Origin of the sequence: Homoserinimonas aerilata (genome assembly GCF_006716125.1) — a bacterium.
Lineage (GTDB): Bacteria > Actinomycetota > Actinomycetes > Actinomycetales > Microbacteriaceae > Homoserinimonas > Homoserinimonas aerilata.
The window spans coordinates 195338-214276 of record NZ_VFOM01000002.1 but is presented as its reverse complement, the minus strand read 5'-3'; the positions used below and the strand labels follow the sequence as shown (position 1 = coordinate 214276).

The window sequence follows — 18939 nt, the reverse complement described above, 5'->3', positions numbered from 1 at the left end:
GAGGAAGTCGCATCCGGGCGCGCAAAGTTCCTCGTTGACGTGAGCCTGCGCGAAAAGCTCCCTCTTTTCGGCGCAGGCAGCCGGGCAGCGCAGGCGGGCGGGCGGGCGGGCGATCTCTTACTCGCTGGGGACGAGTGACCCTGTCAGCGATTCCCCGGATGATCGGGTGACGAAGCAGAAGAAGTCGCGATCGCCGTTGCCCCACTCTGTGGCGCCGCCCGGGTAGCTGAACTCGAACTGCAGATCCGTGTACTGGCCGGCCACACCCAGGTCGAGCAGCGAGGGGTTGCAGTAGTTGGGCAGTAGCGCCTGCCAGCCCGCAGCATCCTGATATTCGATGACCTCGTCGCCGATGAGCCCGCGTGAGACGAGCTGCGCCGGATGCTCGACACCGCAGTCGACGACGGTGAACGATTCTGCCCACACGGTGTCGAAGGGGCTGATGCACTCGCCGCCCTGCAGGGTGTTCCATGCGTGGTCGCCGGGAGCGAGCGGCCCGGAGACGGGAGCGGGCTCACCGCCGGGCTCCTGGGCGGGAGGCTTCTGCGTCTGCGAGCCGGCCAGTCCGGCACCGAAGGCGTACAGGCCGACGAGGATGATCACCAGGAGCAGCACGCCCGCCGTGACGACGAGCGCCTTCTGCATTCCGGTGAGGCCGAACCAGAACAGGTAGGGCGAGAACTTCTTGCGTTCCCCGTCGCCGCTGCGCGGGGCGGGAGCTGCAGTCGCCGGCTCCCATTCGGGCTGCTCATGCAGCGACTGCCACTCGGCGGGCTGCGGCTCACCGGCATCCGGAACTGCGCCGGCGGTGTCGGCGGGCTGCTCGTCTGTGGGGGCGGCGGCGGGGTGCTGCCCGGCGAACGCCCGCGGGTCGGGGCCGGTCGCGCCCGATGCTGCGCCGGCGCCCGGAAGCCCATAAGTCGCGCCGGCCGGCGCCTCTGTCGCATGCGGCGCGTCACTCGCCCCCGGCAGCCCGCCTCGCAGCGCCTCCTCCCGCGCGGCCGCCTCGCGCGCCTCGCGGCGCGACTGCGGTGCCGCGGCAGGCGGCTGCGGGTACGAGGCCGCGGCCGCGGCCGCACCCGAAACCTGCGGCGCCACCGGCTGCTGGGGCGGCGCACCCGCAGCGGAACCCTGCTCCGCCGGAGGGGCCACGAAGGGGTTGCCGAGCACGCCATCCTCGTAGTCCTGGAACTGCTGCTCACCGAACAGCGAGTCGAGGCCGGCGTCGGGCAGGCCTTCTGGGTCGTGCTCGTCGCGGCCCTTCGTCATGGCTCGAGCCCGAGATCACCCAGCGAGATGGCGGCGAGATACCGGTAGCCGGCAGCCTCGATGACCTCTTTGGCCCCCGTGGCGCGGTCGACGACGACAGCGACGGCGACGATCTGGGCGCCCACCTTCTCGAGTGCCTCCGCGGCGGCGAGCGGTGAGCCACCCGTCGTCGAGGTGTCCTCGAGCACGATGACGCGGCGACCCGAGACATCCGGACCCTCGACCTGACGGCCACGCCCGTGGTCCTTCGGCTGCTTGCGCACCACAAAGGCGTCGTAGGCGAGACCGCGGGCGGCACCCTGATGCAGAACGGCGGATGCGATGGGGTCGGCCCCCATGGTCATGCCCCCGACGGCGGCAACATCGGGCACTTCGGCGATGAGGTCGAGCATGACCTGGCCGATGAGCGGGGCAACCCTGTGGTCGAGGCTCACCTTGCGCAGGTCCACGTAGTAGCTGGCCTTCTTGCCACTCGTGAGCGTGAAGTCGCCGTGGAAGACCGCGTCGGCCTTGATGAAGTCGATGAGCTGGGTTCTGGCATCCGTCACCCGGCGATTCTACCGGGGGCAATAGCCTGAGGGCATGTTCTCCGGTGGCGGCGGCCCGTGACAGGCCATCTGGGTACGTCAAGTACGCGATTCTGCTCTTCACGACCGGCCGGAGCATCCGATTGGCGTACTCGAGCGGCTCTTGTGGCTCGCGGGTTCGGTAGCGTTGGGAGCATGCGCGTCGCCACCTGGAATGTGAACTCCATCCGCACCCGTCACGGCCGGGTCGTCGACTGGCTGCTCCGCGAGGATGTCGACGTGCTCGGCATGCAGGAGATCAAGTGCAAGCCTGAGCAGTTCCCCCTCGAGGCCTTCGAGGAGGCCGGCTACCAGGTGCACGCGCACGGCCTCAACCAGTGGAACGGTGTCGCCTTCGCGAGTCGCCTCCCGATGGAGGATGTGGCGACGAGCTTCGCCGGGCAGCCCGGATTCCTGAAGGGCCATGAGGGCCCGGATGCTCCGCTCGAGGCGCGCGCGCTGGGAGTCACCGTCGAGGGGGTGCGACTGTGGAGCCTCTACGTGCCCAACGGCCGCGCGCTCGACGACCCGCACTTCACCTACAAGCTGGACTGGTTGGCCGCCCTGCGCACCGATGCCGCCGCGTGGCTGGCCGCGCATCCGGGGTCGCCTCTTGCCCTGATGGGCGATTTCAATGTCGCCCCGACGGACGCCGACATGGGTGACCCGTCGTTCGTGCACGGGGTTTCGACGCACATCTCGCAGCCGGAGCGTGACGCGTTCTTCGCCTTCGAGTCGGCCGGGTTCAGCGACGTTGTGCGCCCGCTCGTGCCCGAGGGTTTCACCTTCTGGGACTACAAGCAGCTGCGGTTCCCCCGCAACGAGGGCATGCGCATCGATTTCATTCTGGGTTCGGATGCCTTCGCCGACCTGGTGACGGATGCGAGCATCCACCGCGACGAGCGCAAGGGTGACGCGCCCAGCGACCACGTGCCCGTCGTCGTCGACCTCGATGTGCAGACCGAGGACGACGACGACCGGCCGATGATCTTCTAGGCCCCTCGCTACGGGGCGCGCGGCTCAGGCCGGTTCGCGCGCAGCACCTCGAGGCGGGCGCGGTATTCGGTCTCGTCGATGTCGCCCTGAGCGAAGCGCTCCGCGAGCGTCTTCTCGGCGTCGCGTGCTCCGGCGGTGGCGTTCCACTCACGATGGGCGAAGTGTTCCCTGCGGCGTCGGCCGGCGAACACGAAGAGGCCGACGAAGACGGCGATCCAGAACAGTGGAACGAACACGACGAACCAGGGGAATCCTCCTCCGGCCCAGTGAGCCATGACCGGCCCGTGGTCGGCGGCGACCTGGCCGAGCGTTGTGGTGAATGTGGTGAGCACGATGGTGTCCCTTCATGAGGCGGCCCGCACTGTGCGACCCGCTTCACCAAGACTCGTCTCGCCCGCCCTGTGGCGAATCTGCCCGCCGGATGAATCCCGCTACTCTCTGCGGAGCATCCGCCGCCTGCGCCGCCACCGCGACAGGGGGCCAGCTCTGTCCGAGGCGTTTTCGGCGAAATGAGCCGCCCGTTCCAGGCTCATTCCACCGAAAACGCCTCGCAGCTCAGGCGATACGCCCCAGGCGCTACTGCCGCCCCGGCGAGACCAGGCCCGTCTCGTAGGCCGTGACCACGAGTTGCACGCGGTCGCGTGCGGCGAGCTTCGACATGATGCGCGACACGTGCGTCTTCGCCGTGAGCGGGCTGAGGAACAGCCGCGCGCCGATCTCCTCGTTGGTGAGGCCCTCGCCGACGAGGGCGAGCACCTCGCGTTCGCGACCGGTCAGCGCGTGCAGCGCCGTCGCATCCGGGTCGTGTCGCAGCGTTCCGGCGACCCGCTCGAGCAGCCGCCGCGTGACGCCCGGTGAGAGCAGCGCCTCGCCGCCGGCGACGACGCGCACCGCCCTGATCAGTTCGACCGGCTCGGTGTCTTTCACCAGGAACCCGCTCGCCCCCGCCCGGATGGCGTGCACCACGTATTCGTCCAGTTCGAAGGTTGTGACCACCACGACGCGCGTTGCGGCGAGGTTCTTGTCTGCGACGATCTGCTCGGTCGCCCACAGGCCGTCGCCGTCGGGCATGCGGATGTCCATGAGCACGACGTCGGGGCGCTCCCGGGCGACCACGGCGAGCGCCTCGCGGCCCGTGCCCGCCTCGCCGACGACCTCGATGTCGGGTTCGGAGTCGAGCAGCGCGCGGAAGCCGCCCCGGATGAGCTGCTGGTCGTCCGCGACGACGACCCGGATCATCGGGCGCCTCTCACGGGGATGCTCCCGCGCACCCGGAAGCCGCGCACGCCGTCGCGGGGGCCCGCCGTGAGCGTGCCGCCGAGCAGTTCGGCGCGTTCTCGCATGCCCAGGATTCCGCGGCCCTCGGCATCCGTCGCGCCCCTGCCGTCGTCGGTGATCTCGACAATGTAGTCGCCGTTCTCCTCCGCGAGCCGGATCGACAGCGCGGATGCCTCCGCATGGCGCACCGCGTTGGTGACGCTCTCCTGCACCAGCCGGTAGAGCGCCATCTGCACTGCGGCCGGCGGCGGCGTCTCGATGCTGTCGTCCAGGGTGACCGCAAGCCCTGCGCGGGTGGCCGTGTCGGCGAGTTCGTGCACCATCGACAGTTGCGGCTGCGGCAGCAGGGGGGAGTCGCCGTCGCGCAGCATCCCGAGCACGCCGCGCACCTCGTCGAGCGCGACCCGGCTGGTCTGTTTGATGTTGGCGAGCGCCTCGGCCGCCTTCTCCGGCTGCCGCTCGATGAGGTGCAGCCCCACCCCGGCCTGCACGGAGATCTGCGACAGCGAGTGCGCGAGCACGTCGTGCAGTTCGCGGGCGATGCGCACGCGCTCCTGCTGGGTGGCGTCCTCCCGCCTGCGCTCGAATGCCTGGCGGGCGGCGCGGATGCCCTCACGCCGGCCCCGGATGCCCGCACCGATTCCGAGGCTGAGGAGCAGCCCGACGGTGAGCGCCGCGATCGGGAACGGTGCCGCAGCCGAACCCACCACGCTCGGCCCGACCACGCACAGCAGCCAGGCGGCCGCGACCGCGGAGAACACCCAGGCGCTGGCACCCCGCACGATGCCGAGGATCGTCGCGAAGGCGAACGCCACATAGGGCGGGCCGGCGGGCGGGGCGAAGAGGAAGTCGGCGGATGCTGCGGCGGCGACGATCGCGACGACCGGTCCCGGGAATCTGCGCGCCGCGATGAGGGCGAGAGGCCCGATCAGAGCGAGGGCGAGGCCCAGGAGGAGGACGGGCAGCTCGGCGGTTGCGGCCACCCACTCGGGGCCCGGCCCGTGCCACTCGGGCAGGTTCGACACACCGCCGTCCGCAGCGCGCACGGTGAGGAACACGGCCACCGGAACCTGCACAAGGAAGGAGACGACGACCGGCAGCCACAGTCGCACGGCGGGCGGCATGCCGAAGCGGGGAGGGGCGTCATCGAGCGAGCCGTCGCCGTGATGCCACGACGAGGACATCCACTCTGACCGGCGCATTCTCACAGCGTACTTACACGGCGGGGCCGCGGCATCCGGTGTGCGGATTGCGGCCCGTACTCCCTGGGGAGTACGGGTGCCGGCGACCTGGCCGACCGGGGCGAGCATCCGCCCCCTTCATCGTTCACCCGACACTTCGCGACACACCTGCACGCGCCTGAGGGGCGGCTGTGTCGTGAGGTGTCGGGCGAGAGCATCGCCCTCAGTGCAGCAGCGCCGCCAGCAGCACGAGAACGGGCAGCGATCCGAGTGTCGTCACGAAGACGGTGTCGCGGGCGAGGATCTCTCCCCTGTTGTAGCGCTGCGCGAAGTTGAACACGTTCTGCGCGGCCGGCAGTGCCGCGAGCGCCACCACGACGAACAGTTCGTGGCCGCTCAGCCCGAAGACGAGCGCGCCGACCGCCCACGCGACGACGGGCATGACGATCAGTTTGAGCGCGGATGCGACCACGACATCCCGCCGCGCGGAGCCGGCCTGCAGGATCTTCTGGCCGTGCAACGAGATTCCGTAGCTGATGAGCATGAGCGGCACGGCGGCACCGCCGATGATGTGGAAGGGCTGCATGATCGGCTCGGGCACCTCGATGTGGGCGATGGAGAAGATCACGCCCAGCAGCGAGCCGATGATGATGGGGTTGCGCAGCGGCTGGGTGGCGATCTTGCCGAGCGAGCTGGGGCCGCCCGTGGTCATGTCGAGCACGGCGAGGCCGATGGGGGCGAACACGAGCAGCTGCAGCAGGATGACGGGGGCGGATGCGCTGATGTCGCCGAGCACATAGACGGAGACGGGGATGCCGATGTTGTTGGCGTTGACGTAGCCGGACGCGAATGCCCCGATGACCGCTTCGGGGATCTTTCGGCGCCAGAAGACGACGGCCACCAGCAGGAAGACGGCGAACACGGCGAGCGCCGCGACGAGGGAGACGACGAGCAGCGGCGAGAACAGCTTCTCGACCTTCGCCTCGGCGAGGATCGTGAACAGCAGGCACGGGGATGCCACGAAGTAGACGAGGCGGGCGAGCACGGGCTGCGCATGCGGGCCGAGCAGGTTGATGCGCCCGATGACGTAACCGGTGCCGATGATCGCCGCGATGATCGCGAAGCCGATCAGTACACCAACCATTGGTTCATTCTTACAGACGGCGGGCGACGCATCCGTCGGGCTCGGATGCTGCGCACAATTTATTCTTGACAAGCGATAGTCAGCGATATATCTTCGAGCTATCGCAAACGAGAGAAGACTTCAATGAGAAACCACCACTTCACAGACAGCACCCCGCACGACCGCCGAGGCGGCGGGCGACGCTTCCACCACGACCCCAGCCATCACGGCCACGAGCACGGCGCAGGCTTCGGCCCGCGTGAAGGCTTCGGGCCCGGGTTCGGGGCCCGCGGCGGCTTCGGCCCCCGCGGCCAGCGCCGAGCCGGCCGCGGCGATGTGCGCCTCGCCATCCTGTCGCTGCTCGGCGAGGGAGCATCCAACGGTTACGGCCTCATCAAGGCCATCGCCGAGAAGACGGGCGGCACGTGGCGGCCCAGCCCCGGCTCCGTCTACCCGACCCTGCAGCAGCTCGTCGACGAGGAGCTCATCAGCTCCACCGGCGACGGGCGTCGCACCGAATTCGAACTGACGGATGCCGGCCGCGCCTACGTCGACGAGCATTCAGAAGATCTCGCCAAAGCGTGGGATGCGACTCCCGGGCGCTCCGAGCACGAGACGGCACTGCACGAGAGCATCGGCAAACTCATGGGCGTCGTGCACCAGTTCAGGCTCTCCGCCACCGACGAGCAGCGCGCCGCGGCCGCCGAGAAGCTCGACGAGACCCGGCGGGCGCTCTACCTCATCCTCGCGGACTGATGTAACTCAGGACTGATGTAACTCGCGGAGCCGGTCTCTGCCCCCGCCCCTCTCCGCCCCGCCCCTCTCCGCCCCCGCCCCTCTCCGCCCCCGCCCCTCTCCGCGATTGGTCACTTTCTACCCCCAAAATCGCGCGCATGAGGCAACTTTCGACCACTCGCGGCAAGCGCACACCCGCACACCCCCGCGACCACTCGCGGCAAGCGCACACCCGCACACCCCCGCGACCACTCGCGGCAAGCGCACACCCGCACACCCCCGCGACCACTCGCGGAAAGCGCACACCCGCGCACACCCGCGACCACTCGCGGCAAGCGCACACCCACGCACCCCCGCGACCACTCGCGGCAAGCGCACACCCGCACTCGCACCCGCACCCACCCGCGAGTGGTCACTATGTTCCCCACCTGAGCCGCGGAAGGGCTTATTTCGACCCTTCGCAGCCGAGAAGGGCGCTCGCTACACCTTGTAGCGGGCGCCTTTGTGTTCTGCGGGCAGGCGGTCGCCGTTGCCGTGCAGCTTCTGGCGCAGCGTGCCCTCCACATATTCGGTGGGGTAGGCGCCGCGAGCCTGCAGCACGGGCACCACATGCTTGATGACATCCTCGAAGGTGCCGGGCGTGATCGCGTAGGCGATGTTGAAGCCGTCGACGTCGGTCTCGGCGACCCACTCCTGCAGCTGGTCGGCGATCTCTTCACCCGAGCCGACGATGGTGGGGCCGAGCCCGCCGATGGCGCTGTGCCGGGCGATGTCACCCACCGTCCATTCGCCGCCTTCGGCGTTGGCCTGCTGAAAGTTGGTCACGGCCGACTGGATGGCGTTGCTCTTGACGTTGCCGACGGGCTCGTTCAGGTCGTACTGCGACAGGTCGATGCCCATCCACCCGGACATGAAGACGAGCGCGCCCTCCTCGCTCGCGTACGACAGGTACTCGTCGTATTTCGCGCGCGCAGCATCCGGGGTCTCGTCGGTGATGATCGTGAGCAGCGTGTAGATGCGGGCCGAGTGGCGGTCACGGCCGGCCGTCTCGAGGGCGTCGCGGATGCGCTTCACGGTCGCCGCCAGGATCTCCTTGGTCGGCGAGGCGACGAAGATGGCTTCGGCGTTGCCCGCCGCGAACTCGATGCCGCGCGGTGACGCCCCGGCCTGGTAGATCACGGGCGTGCGCTGCGGCGACGGCTCGGAGATGTGGATGCCGGGCACCGTGAAGTATTTGCCCTTGTGGTCGATGTCGTGCACCTTCGACGGGTCGGTGAACACGCCCGCCTCGCGATCGACGACGACGGCGTCGTCCTCCCAGGAGCCCTCCCACAGCTTGTAGAGCACCTCGAGGTATTCGTCGGCGTGCGCGTAACGCTCGTCGTGTTCCATCTGGTCGTCGTGCCCCATGTTGCGGGCGGCGGAGGGCAGGTAGCCGGTGACGACGTTCCAGCCGACGCGGCCTTCTGTCAGGTGGTCGAGTGTCGTCATCCGACGCGCGAAGGGGTACGGATGCTCGTAGGCCGTGCCCGCGGTGACACCGAATCCGAGGTGCTCGGTGACGGTGGCCATCGCGGAGACGAGCATGAGCGGGTCGTTCACGGGCACCTGGGCGCCGTGCTTGATGGGCGCCTCGTTGCTGTCACCGTAGACGTCGTAGGTGCCGAGGACATCCGCGATGAAGATGCCGTCGAAGCGGCCGCGTTCGAGCAGCTTGGCCAGCTCGGTCCAGTAGCTGAGCTTGTTGTAGTCGCGCGAGCGGTCCTGCGGGTGCCGCCACATGCCGGAGGACTGGTGGGCGACGCAGTTCATGTCGAAGGCGTTGAAGCGGATCTGGCGGGGAGTTTCGGGCATGAGGAGACCTTTCGCGCGGGGGCACTCAATGGTGCGCCGCCTCGCCCGGGAGCGCCACGCGCGCAGCAACATTTCGTCATGAACCCGGATGCCGCGCCGCGGGCGGCGATGATCTGGTGCACGTATGCCCCAGCCGAATGAGGACGAATGACCATCACCACGACACCACCGCGCACGCGAAGCCCCTGGTCGGGCGTCGCCTCCGCCGCCGAGTCCGAGCGCTGGCTGGCGGTGGCGCAGTCCGTCGCCGACGAGCTGGCCAAGGATGCGGTGGCCCGCGACAGGGCGAACACCCCGCCCGTCGAACAGCTGGCGCTGCTACGCGAGAGCGGACTCGCGAACCTGCTCGTGCCCGCACAGGCGGGCGGGCACGGCGGCCACTGGGAGACCGCGTTCGGTGTGGCGCGCGTGCTGGCCCGCGCCGACGCATCCATCGCCCAGATCCTCGGCTACCACTACCTCAACCAGGCCTGCGTCGTGTTCTACGGCACCGACCCCGCCCGCCAGGCGGAGTGGCTGCGCCGCAGCGCCGAGGGCTCCTGGGTCTGGAGCGACTCGTTCAACCCGGTCAGCCCCGACCTGGCTTTCACCGCCGACGGCGACGGCTACAGGCTGAGCGGCGTCAAGCGCTTCGCGACCGGGGCATCCGTCGCCGATGTCATCATCGCGGGCGCCGTCGCTGAGGGCGGTGCGCTCGACGGCCGACTCGTGGTCTTTGCGATCGAGGGCGACCGACCCGGCATCGAACACCCGGGCGACTGGGACAACGTGGGCTACCGCGCCAGCGCGAGCGGCTCGGTGCGGTACACGGATGTCGCGGTCAGCCCCGACGACATCATCGGCGTCGACGAGGATGAGCCCTTCTCCTCGGTCGTCACCCCCGGCGTGCAGCTGCTGTTCGGCAACATCTACCTCGGCATCGCTGAGGGCGCGCTCGCCCAGGCGCGCGAGCTCACCCGGGCACGCCCGGGGAGCTGGTTCCTCAGCGGCGTCGACCGCTACTCCGACGACCCGGTCACACATCGCCTCTTCGGCGAGCTTGTGGCCCGCACGGTCGCCGTGGAGGCTCTCGCCGACCGACTGAACCGACGCTACGACGAGGCAGTCGCGCTCGGGGCGGCCACGACATCCGATGATCGCGCCGCCCTCGAGATCGCGGTCGCCCAGCTCAAGGTCATTGCCACAGAGGTCGGCCTCGATGTCTCGAGTCGCGTGTTCGAGGCGACCGGTGCGAGTTCGACGAGGGCGGCGGTCGGGCTCGACCGGCACTGGCGCGACATCCGTACGCACAGCCTGCACGACCCTGTCGACTACAAGAAGATCGAGGTCGGCGCCCACTACCTGAACGGCACGATTCAGCCCGTGTCGCTGTACACCTGATGGGCTACGCAGCGCTCGCGGCCAAGTACCGGCCGGTCTTCGCGCGTATCGCCGAGGGTTCACTGCAGCGTGAGCTCGACCGCGTGCTTCCGTTCGAGCAGATCGGCTGGCTCAAGCAGTCCGGCTTCACGGGGGTTCGCGTGCCGCGGGAGTTCGGCGGCGACGGGGCGAGCCTGCCGGAGCTGTTCCGCCTGCTCGTCGAGCTCGCCGCAGCCGACCCGCATGTGCCGCAGGCCCTGCGCGGGCATCTCGCCTTCGTCGAAGATCGCCTCTGCGCGCCGGCCTCCTCCGAACGCGAGGAGTGGCTGCGCCGCTTCGCCTCGGGTGAGCTCGTCGGCAATGCCGTCACCGAGATCGGCTCCGTCGCGCTCGGCGACACGACCACGCGGTTGACAGCCGCCGGCGACGACTTCACCATCACGGGGCGCAAGTACTACTCGACCGGCAGTATCTTCGCAGAATGGATCGACGCATCCGCCCTCGCCCCTGACGGCACAGAGGTCGCAGCGCTTGTGAGCACGGCGACGGATGCGGTGACCGTGAGCGACGACTGGACGGGCTTCGGGCAGCGGCTCACCGGCAGCGGCACGACCGTCTTCGACGCGGCCCCCGTGCGGGCCGAGCATGTGCACCCCTTCGCGGAGCGCTTCTCGTACCAGACATCGCTGTACCAGCTCGTGCTCGTCGCCGTGCAGGCCGGCATCGCCCGGGCGGCGGAGTCGGATGCCGTGCACCAGGTGGCCACGCGGGCGCGCTCGTTCAGCCACGGTAACGCCGCCCAGACGCGCCACGACCCGCAGGTGCTCGAGATCGTGGGCCGAATCTCGGCAGACGCCTTTGCTGCGGAGGCCGTCGTGCTGCGGGCCGCAGAGGAACTGCAGCTCGCCTATGAGGCCCGCACCCCGGAGGAGCGGGCGGCGAGCAGGCGCGAGGCGGAGATCGCGTCCGCACGAGCGCAGGCAATCGTCGCCGAGCTGTCGCTGAGGGCCGCGACCAGCCTTTTCGACGCGCTCGGCGCATCCGCCACCTCGACTGGCCTCGCCCTCGACCGGCACTGGCGCAACGCCCGCACGGTCGGCTCGCACAACCCTGTCGCATTCAAGGCGCGCATCATCGGCGACCACCTCGTCAACGACGCGGAGCCGCCGTATGAGTGGGCGATCGGCGTGCCGCCGGCACCGGATGCTCAGAAGTCCGCCCGGTAATAAAAGGTCACGAAGCGCCGCAGCAGCCGGGGCGCCGCTACTTTTTCTCCACCTGCCCTTCTTCTCTTCGTTCCGAACGGACCACCCACCATGTCATCGACAACAACAGTCGTCCCCGAGGCCGCCGAACCGGCCGCGGTGCCGTCGCGCACCCTCCGCGGTTCGCTCGGCGTCGCCAGCATCGTCTTCATCGTCGTCGCGGCTGCTTCGCCGCTCGGCGTCATCGGCGGGCCGGTGCCGCTCGGCATCGCCAACGGCAACGGCGCCGGTTTTCCGTTCACCTTCGTCGTCGTCACCGCCGTCCTGCTGCTGTTCGCGGTCGGGTTCACGACGGCCACCCCGTTCGTGAAGTCGGCAGGCGCCTTCTTCGCCTATGTCGACAAGGGTCTCGGCCGTAGCGCAGGCCTCGGTGCCGCGTTCGCCGCGCTGCTGTCATATCTGGCACTCGAGGCCGGTGTCTTCGGCATCTTTGGCCCGGGCTTCGACGCTCTCCTGCAGAGCTACGGCCTGCCCGCTGTGCCGTGGTGGGTCTACGCGATCGTCGGGTTCGTCGTCGTGTCTGCGCTCGGCTACCTCAACATCAACCTCTCGGGCAAGATCCTCGGCGTACTCCTCATCGCCGAGGTCGCCATCGTGCTGGTACTCGACGCCGTGGTCGTCTTCGGGGGCGGAGGCCCTGAGGGCTTCTCGACGGGCATCGTCACGCCGGCCGAGATCGTGTCGGGCGCGCCCGGTTTCGCGATCCTTTTCGCCATCCTCAGCTTCATCGGCTTCGAGGCGACCGCCGTGTTCCGCGACGAGGCGAAGAACCCGGAGCGCACGATCCCCCGCGCCACCTACATCTCGCTCATCCTCATCGGCGTCTTCTACACGCTGTCCAGCTGGGTGCTCATCACCGCCAACGGTGAGAGCGACATCGTCGCGAACGCGGGCGAGAACGCCGGCAGCATCCTGGCGACCACGACGGAGGCGTATCTCGGCTCCGTCGGCGGGCACATCATCCAGTTGCTGTTCGTGACAAGCCTGTTCGCGTGCATCCTGTCGTTCCATAACATCGGGGCACGCTACGTCTTCGCCCTCTCCAAGAAGGGCGTCTTTGCCGAGCGGCTCTCGCGCCCGCACCAGAAGCACGGCTCGCCCGCGCTCGCCTCGCTTGTCACCTCGGCCGTCGTCGCCGTGCTGGTCATTGCCGCCGTGCTGCTCGGGCTCGACCCGATCAACCAGTTCTACACCTGGCTGGGCGGCATCTCGGCGGTCGGCATTGTGCTGCTCCTCGTCATCACGAGCACCGCCGTGATCGTGCTGCTGCGACGCGAGCACCACGAGCTCAGCCGCTGGAAGACGCTCGTGGCGCCGGGCCTCGGGCTGCTCGGGCTGCTCGCGTTCTTCGTGATCATCCTGCAGAACCTGCCGGTGCTCGTGGCGGAGGAGGGCTACGGCCCGTTCTCGTGGGGCATCCTGGCACTGTTCGCGGTCGCGTTCGCGCTCGGGCCGATCGTCGCCCGCGTGCGCAGGCATGTCGACCTCTCGTAGCCGAGCGGGCCTCCTCGCGCCGAGAGAAGCCATCGAGAGTACGCAAAGTGCTCGCTTTTCGGCCCAGATCGTGCACTTTGGGTACTCTCGCGCCGCAGGGCGATGTTGCGTAACGTGACGGCGCGATTCGGGGCCGGCGAGCCCTCCGCCTAGCGTTGAGGGCGTGACGCTCTCTTCCGCCCCCATCCGTGAACTCCTCGTCGAATCGCGCCGGCATCCGGCGCCCGAGGCGTTCGCGGCGACGGCGAATGTGGGGCCGGATGCGTGGGCCGAAGCATCCGCAGATCCTGTCGCCTTCTGGGAGAGGGCTGCGCACCGCCTCGACTGGGCGCAGCCCTGGCACACGGCCCACACCTGGAAGCCGGCGCTGCAGCCGGATGGCTCACTCGAACCGCCGCAAGCGGGCTGGTTTCTCGGCGGCAGGCTCAATGTCGCCGTCAACTGCGTCGACAGGCATGTGGATGCGGGCCTCGGCGACAAGGTGGCCTACTTCTTCGAGGGCGAGCGCGGCGACACCCGCGCCTACACGTTCCGGCAGCTGCAGGAAGAGGTGTCGAAGGCCGCCAACGCGCTCACCGAGCTGGGCATAGGCCCCGGCGACCGCGTGGTCGTGTACCTGCCGGTGATCCCGGAGACCTCCATCATCACGCTCGCGATCGCGCGCGTCGGCGCTGTTCACTCGCTCGTCTTCGGCGGTTTCAGCGCGGAGGCGCTCCGGTTCCGCATCGAGGACACGGGCGCGAAGCTGCTCGTGACCAGTGATGGGCAGTTCCGGCGCGGCAGGGCGGTGTCGGTGAAGGCACAGTCCGACGAGGCTGCGGCAGGGCAGCCCACCCTGGAGCATGTGCTCGTCGTGCGCCGCACAGGCGACGAGGTGCCCTGGACGGAGGGACGGGATGTCTGGTGGCATGACATCGTCGACCGGCAGCCTGCTGTGCATGAGGCGCAGGATTTCGACTCCGAGCATCCGCTGTTCATCATCTACACCTCGGGCACGACCGGTCGCCCGAAGGGGCTCGTGCACACGAGCGGCGGCTATCTCACGCAGGCGTCGTGGACGCACTGGGCCATCTTCGATGCGAAACCCGACGACGTCTACTGGTGCACGGCCGACCTCGCGTGGGTGACCGCCCACACATACGCGCTGTACGGTCCGCTCTCGAACGCGACCACCCAGGTGCTGTACGAGGGAACACCCGACACCCCGGTGCCCGGCCGGCACTTCGAGATCATCCAGCGTTACGGGGTGACCACCTATTACACGGCGCCGACGCTCATCCGCAGCTACATGACGTGGTTCGCCGACGGCCTGCCCGCCTCGTATGACCTGTCGAGCATACGACTGCTCGGCTCGGTCGGCGAGGCCATCAATCCTGAGGCATGGACGTGGTTTCGAGAGCAACTCGGCGGCGGCATCGCCCCCATTGTCGACACCTGGTGGCAGTCGGAGACGGGTGCCGCCATCATGGCGCCGCTGCCGGGCGTCTCGACACTCAAGCCAGGCTCGGCGAACCGCGCCCTGCCCGCCCTCACGACCCATGTTGTCGACGACGCGGGTGAGCCCGTGCCACCCGGCGCGGGCGGCTACCTCGTCATCGAGGGCACCTGGCCCGCCATGGCGAGAACCGTGTGGGGCGACGCGCAGCGCTATCTCGACTCCTACTGGGCGCGCTTCGCCGACCGCGGCTACTATTTCTCGGGCGACGGGGCCAAGGCGGATGCCGAGGGCGACATATGGGTGCTCGGCCGCGTCGACGACGTCATCAATGTGTCCGGCCACCGCCTCTCGACGATCGAGATCGAGTCGTCGCTCGTCGCGCATCCGCTCGTCGGTGAGGCTGGCGTGACGAGAGGAACGGATGCGAGCACAGGCGAGGCCATCGTCGCCTTCGTCGTGCCCGCGCGTGCCCTCGCGGAGGGGGAGGACGTCGCCACCCTGCTGAGGGCGCATGTTGCGAAGCAAATCGGCCCGATCGCGAAGCCGCGCGATGTGATCGTGGTTGCCGAGCTGCCGAAGACTCGGTCGGGCAAGATCATGCGCCGACTGCTCGGAGACATCATCGACGGGCGCGAGCTGGGCGATGTGACGAGCCTGCAGGACTCCTCCGTGCCCGCACGTATCGCCGAGATCCTGGATGCCGCCGACAGAGATTCCCTGCGCGGCATATAGGCGCTGGTCGCTCCGGCCCCTAAAGTAGGGGCGTGACCGTCGACTCCCCCGTGACCTCCAGCCCCGTGGTCGGGATGGTCTATGACCATCTGCTCACCTCCATCCACGACGGCAGCCTTCAACCGGGCGACCGGCTCAGCGACGGTCGCATCGCCGAGGAGTTCGACGTCTCGCGCACGCCCGTGCGGGAGGCCCTGCAGCGCCTGCGCGATATCGGCGTGGTCGAGGCATCCGCAAACCGCTTCACCCGCGTCGCCGTGGTCAGCCCCCGGCAGACGATCGACGCCATGGCCGTGTGGGTGGCGCTCTGCTCCGCTCTCGTGCGCGAGGCGGTGCAGCGCGTCGATGACGACATGATCGAGCGCATGGAGCAGCACCACCGCGCCTTCGTGAGCAGACTGCCCGTGCAGGACTTCCAGGGCCTCGCCGATGCGAACTTCGACTTCTATGCCGAGCTGCGCGCCGCCTCGCGCAATGAGGCGCTGCTGCGTTCCCTCACCGGGGTCGTGCACATGATCCGTCTCGGCAGCCTGCACCTGCCGGAGGCCATCAATCTGGAGCAACTCGCCGGCTGGCAGAGCGCCCTCCTGGAGGCGCTGCGGGCGCGCGATCTCGACGGCGCGCTGGCGGCCGTCGACGGGCTGCGCGGCATCCGGATCCCGCAGGCCTGACCACACCGGAATCGCCCCCGCTCTGGCCATCGGCCATCCGCAGGCATAGCCTCGAAGCATGTCGCGACTGGAGTTGAACGGCGCCTCGCTCTACTACGAGACCGAAGGCGAAGCATCCGCCCCCGCCCTGCTGCTGGTGCATGCGGGCATCGCGAACCTGCGGATGTGGGACCCACAGGTGGCAGCGCTGGCGGCGTCACATCACGTCATCCGCTACGACTCGCGCGGTTTCGGGCAGACCACGAGCGACGACGTCGAGTTCTCGGAGCGCGCCGACGCGCTCGCCCTGCTCGACCATCTGGGCGTCGACCGGGCCACGATCATCGGATGCTCACGCGGCGGCCGCCTCGCCATCGACCTCGCCGTCGACACACCCCAGCGGGTGAGCGGCCTCGTCGTCATCGGCGGCGGCCCGAGCGGGTTCCCCGATGTGGAACTAACCGAGGCAGAGGATGCGGCCATCGACCTCTGCGACGCCGCCTACGAACGCCAGGACTGGGCGGAGCTCAGCCGCCTCGAGGTGAAGCTGTGGAGCATCGGCGTCGGGCGCGACGAGAGCACGCTCGACCCCCAGTTCGTGCGCACCGCCTACGAACTCGACGCGGCCAACCTGCGGAGCGCATCCGATAGGCCCGTGCCGATGCAGCTCGAGCCGCCCGCCTACGACCGCGTCGTCGACGTGACAGTGCCGACCCTCGTGGTCGTCGGCGACCACGACCTCAGTGAGGCGCTTGCCCAGTACGAGTACCTGCTGTCGACGATCCCGCGGGCAGACGGATGCCGTTTTCCCGACTCGGCGCACCTTCCGAGCGTCGAACACCCCGACGAGTTCGCGCGGGTGCTGCTGCGCTGGCTCGACGAGCACTCGCTGTAGCCTGCCGGTTCCGCCTCCCGGCGGATGTGGCATGCGGCTCGGCCTCGCTACGGTGGGACGATGAACGATTCGTGGGTGCGCCCGCTCCCCGGCAGGAGCGGCTATCGGCGTGACGCGGTGGGCGCCCTGCTGCTCGTCGTCGGCTCTGTCTTCACCGTCGCGCTGTACGCGCGCATCGGCTGGTACGATGACCCGGCGCCGCTCTGGCTGACGATGCTCGCCGTGGCCGGGTTCACGATTCCGCTCGCCTTCCGCCGCCGCTTTCCGGCGATCGTCGCGGTGGTCGTGTCGTTGGCGTTCTTCGTCACGGGCCAGTTCGCCGTGCCGGAGATGCTGATCAGCCAGATCGCGCTCTTCATGGCCATCTATTCGCTCGGCGCGTGGGGCCGCAGCCGCCGCACGGCGACGGTCGTGCGCATTGTCATCATCGTGGCCATGTTCGTGTGGGTCACCGCGAATCTGCTTGTGACCGTCAGCGACCCCGAGCTACTGCCGGGCGTCTCCCGTTCGGGCATCTTCTCGCAGTTCGCGTCGTTCGCGCTCATCAACTTTCTGACCAATGTGCTGTATTTCGGCGGTGCCTACTATTTCGGTGACCGCATGTGGGCATCCGCTCGCTCCCGCACTGAACTCGAATCGCGTACGGCTGAGCTGGCGGCCGCACGCGAGGTGAGCGCCCGGCAGGCGGTTGCCCTCGACCGGGTGGCCATTGCCCGTGAACTGCACGACGTCGTCGCCCACCACGTCTCCGTGATGGGGGTGCAGGCGGGTGCCGCCCGGCGCGTGCTTCCGACCGACCCTGAGCAGGCATCCGCATCGCTCGGCCTCATCGAGCAGAGCGCACGGGCGGCCGTCGACGAGCTTCACAAGCTCCTCACGACGCTGCGCGACGGAGCAATGGATGCGCCGGATGCGCCGAAAGAGTCAGCCTCGACCCGCGGCATCGAGCAGCTGGCTGAGCTGGCGGAGCAGAGCCGCTCGGCCGGCACCCCCGTCACTCTGCAGATCATCGGACGACCCCATCCTGTAACCCCCCTTGCCGGTTTCACCCTCTACAGGGTCGCGCAGGAAGCGCTCACCAATGTGCGAAAGCATGCGGGCGAGAGGGCCAGTGCGGACATGCGACTGCGCTACCTCGAAGGACGCGTCGAACTTGAAGTGACCGACGACGGGGTGGGCCGCTCACTCGCAACCGGCGGCCACGGCCTCGGTCACACCGGCATGCGGGAGCGCCTCGCCGCCGTCGACGGCACCCTCGAGGTGGGCCCGCGATCGCGCGGCGGCTACCTGGTGCGCGCGAGCGTGCCCCTCGACCCGGCAGGAGCCTCATGACCGAAAACGCGACCAGGGTTCTTCTCGTTGACGACCAGGAACTGGTGCGCGCCGGCTTCCGCATCATCCTGCAGAGCGAGCCCGGCATCGAGGTCGTCGGCGAAGCAGGCAACGGGGCCGACGGCATCCGCCTCGCCCGCGAACTGCAGCCCGACGTGATCTGCATGGACGTGCAGATGCCGGGGATGGACGGGCTCGAAGCCACCGGGCTGCTCGTCGCCGACGCATCCGTCGCCGCATCGGTGCTGATCCTCACAACGTTCGACCGCGACGACTACCTCTTCGAGGCGCTGCGGGCCGGTGCGAGCGGATTCCTGCTCAAGACGGCCTCACCCGAGCAGCTCATCGACGCCGTGCAGGTGCTCGCGCGCGGCGACGCGCTGCTCTCACCGAACGTCACGAGACGCGTCATCGCCTCCTTCGCCGACGACGGCGGGCCACGAGGAGAGCGGATGCGGGCAGCGGCCCCCTCACTGGCCTCAGATCTCACAGATCGCGAAGCGGAGGTGCTGGCCCTCGTCGCCCGCGGCCTCAGCAATGCGGAGATCGCCACAGAACTGTTCCTCGGCGAAGCCACCGTGAAAACGCATGTGTCGAAGATTCTGATGAAGCTCGGCGTGCGGGACCGCATCCACGCCGTCATCCACGCCTACGAAACCGGCATCGCCTGAGGCGGGGCCGCCCGGCGGTCGAGGGTTTCGAGGCGCTCCCCCTCGCTCCCCCTCACGGCTGAGCAAGACCCGCCTCACGGGGGAGGCGCGCTGTCGGCCGC

Annotated in this window: 17 protein-coding genes; 10 read left to right on the top strand and 7 right to left on the bottom strand. The window is 69.0% G+C overall.

Annotation, left to right across the window (positions count from 1 at the left end):
* Window positions 1-117 precede the first annotated feature (117 nt).
* Both FB562_RS13680 and pyrE read right to left on the bottom strand, forming a co-directional pair.
* A complete protein-coding gene (locus FB562_RS13680) occupies window positions 118-1269 on the bottom strand; it encodes a hypothetical protein (protein WP_185740557.1) in 1152 nt (383 codons plus the stop codon).
* Entirely contained in the window at window positions 1266-1817 is a 552-nt protein-coding gene (gene pyrE / locus FB562_RS11235; protein ID WP_141881391.1) for an orotate phosphoribosyltransferase, read from the bottom strand. The genes FB562_RS13680 and pyrE overlap by 4 nt, the downstream gene beginning before the upstream one ends.
* 174 nt (window positions 1818-1991) lie before the next feature.
* Here pyrE and FB562_RS11230 point away from each other — a divergent pair, with 174 nt between their 5' ends.
* Complete coding sequence (locus FB562_RS11230) at window positions 1992-2831, top strand: exodeoxyribonuclease III (protein ID WP_141881390.1); 840 nt, start codon at window positions 1992-1994, stop codon at window positions 2829-2831.
* Window positions 2832-2839: 8 nt separating this feature from the next.
* On the opposite strand, the gene FB562_RS11225 is transcribed toward FB562_RS11230, so the two are convergent.
* The 4 genes from FB562_RS11225 to FB562_RS11210 form a co-directional block, all read right to left on the bottom strand.
* Window positions 2840-3163 (bottom strand): SHOCT domain-containing protein, encoded by a 324-nt coding sequence (locus FB562_RS11225; RefSeq protein WP_246081466.1) that lies wholly within the window; start codon window positions 3161-3163, stop codon window positions 2840-2842.
* 244 nt (window positions 3164-3407) lie between these two features.
* Window positions 3408-4070 (bottom strand): response regulator, encoded by a 663-nt coding sequence (locus tag FB562_RS11220; RefSeq protein WP_141881389.1) that lies wholly within the window; start codon window positions 4068-4070, stop codon window positions 3408-3410.
* A complete protein-coding gene (locus FB562_RS11215; protein WP_185740556.1) occupies window positions 4067-5311 on the bottom strand; it encodes a sensor histidine kinase in 1245 nt (414 codons plus the stop codon). The genes FB562_RS11220 and FB562_RS11215 overlap by 4 nt, the downstream gene beginning before the upstream one ends.
* Before the next feature lie 202 nt (window positions 5312-5513).
* Window positions 5514-6434, bottom strand: a complete 921-nt coding sequence (locus FB562_RS11210; RefSeq protein ID WP_141881387.1) for an AEC family transporter — start codon at window positions 6432-6434, stop codon at window positions 5514-5516.
* Window positions 6435-6557: 123 nt separating this feature from the next.
* Between FB562_RS11210 and FB562_RS11205 the strand changes: the two genes are divergently transcribed.
* On the top strand, window positions 6558-7169 hold the full coding sequence (locus FB562_RS11205) for a PadR family transcriptional regulator (protein WP_141881386.1): 612 nt from the start codon (window positions 6558-6560) through the stop codon (window positions 7167-7169).
* A gap of 459 nt (window positions 7170-7628) precedes the next feature.
* Here the strand turns inward: FB562_RS11205 and FB562_RS11200 are convergent, their stop codons facing one another.
* Window positions 7629-9002 (bottom strand): LLM class flavin-dependent oxidoreductase, encoded by a 1374-nt coding sequence (locus tag FB562_RS11200; RefSeq protein ID WP_141881385.1) that lies wholly within the window; start codon window positions 9000-9002, stop codon window positions 7629-7631.
* A 147-nt stretch (window positions 9003-9149) separates the two neighbouring features.
* Here FB562_RS11200 and FB562_RS11195 point away from each other — a divergent pair, with 147 nt between their 5' ends.
* The 8 genes from FB562_RS11195 to FB562_RS11160 all read left to right on the top strand — a co-directional run bounded on the left by FB562_RS11195 (window position 9150) and on the right by FB562_RS11160 (window position 18838).
* Entirely contained in the window at window positions 9150-10382 is a 1233-nt protein-coding gene (locus tag FB562_RS11195; protein ID WP_141881384.1) for an acyl-CoA dehydrogenase family protein, read from the top strand.
* Window positions 10382-11587, top strand: a complete 1206-nt coding sequence (locus tag FB562_RS11190) for an acyl-CoA dehydrogenase family protein (protein ID WP_141881383.1) — start codon at window positions 10382-10384, stop codon at window positions 11585-11587. The genes FB562_RS11195 and FB562_RS11190 overlap by 1 nt, the downstream gene beginning before the upstream one ends.
* A 90-nt stretch (window positions 11588-11677) precedes the next feature.
* A complete protein-coding gene (locus FB562_RS11185; RefSeq protein WP_141881382.1) occupies window positions 11678-13120 on the top strand; it encodes an APC family permease in 1443 nt (480 codons plus the stop codon).
* A gap of 163 nt (window positions 13121-13283) precedes the next feature.
* A complete protein-coding gene (gene acs / locus FB562_RS11180; protein ID WP_425459829.1) occupies window positions 13284-15290 on the top strand; it encodes an acetate--CoA ligase in 2007 nt (668 codons plus the stop codon).
* A gap of 32 nt (window positions 15291-15322) precedes the next feature.
* Window positions 15323-15961, top strand: coding sequence for a GntR family transcriptional regulator (locus FB562_RS11175; RefSeq protein ID WP_141881381.1), 639 nt, complete (start codon window positions 15323-15325; stop codon window positions 15959-15961).
* 58 nt (window positions 15962-16019) lie between these two features.
* Window positions 16020-16835, top strand: coding sequence for an alpha/beta fold hydrolase (locus tag FB562_RS11170; protein WP_141881380.1), 816 nt, complete (start codon window positions 16020-16022; stop codon window positions 16833-16835).
* Between the two features lie 60 nt (window positions 16836-16895).
* A complete protein-coding gene (locus FB562_RS11165; RefSeq protein ID WP_141881379.1) occupies window positions 16896-18167 on the top strand; it encodes a sensor histidine kinase in 1272 nt (423 codons plus the stop codon).
* On the top strand, window positions 18164-18838 hold the full coding sequence (locus tag FB562_RS11160; protein WP_141881378.1) for a response regulator: 675 nt from the start codon (window positions 18164-18166) through the stop codon (window positions 18836-18838). The genes FB562_RS11165 and FB562_RS11160 overlap by 4 nt, the downstream gene beginning before the upstream one ends.
* Window positions 18839-18939 lie beyond the last annotated feature (101 nt).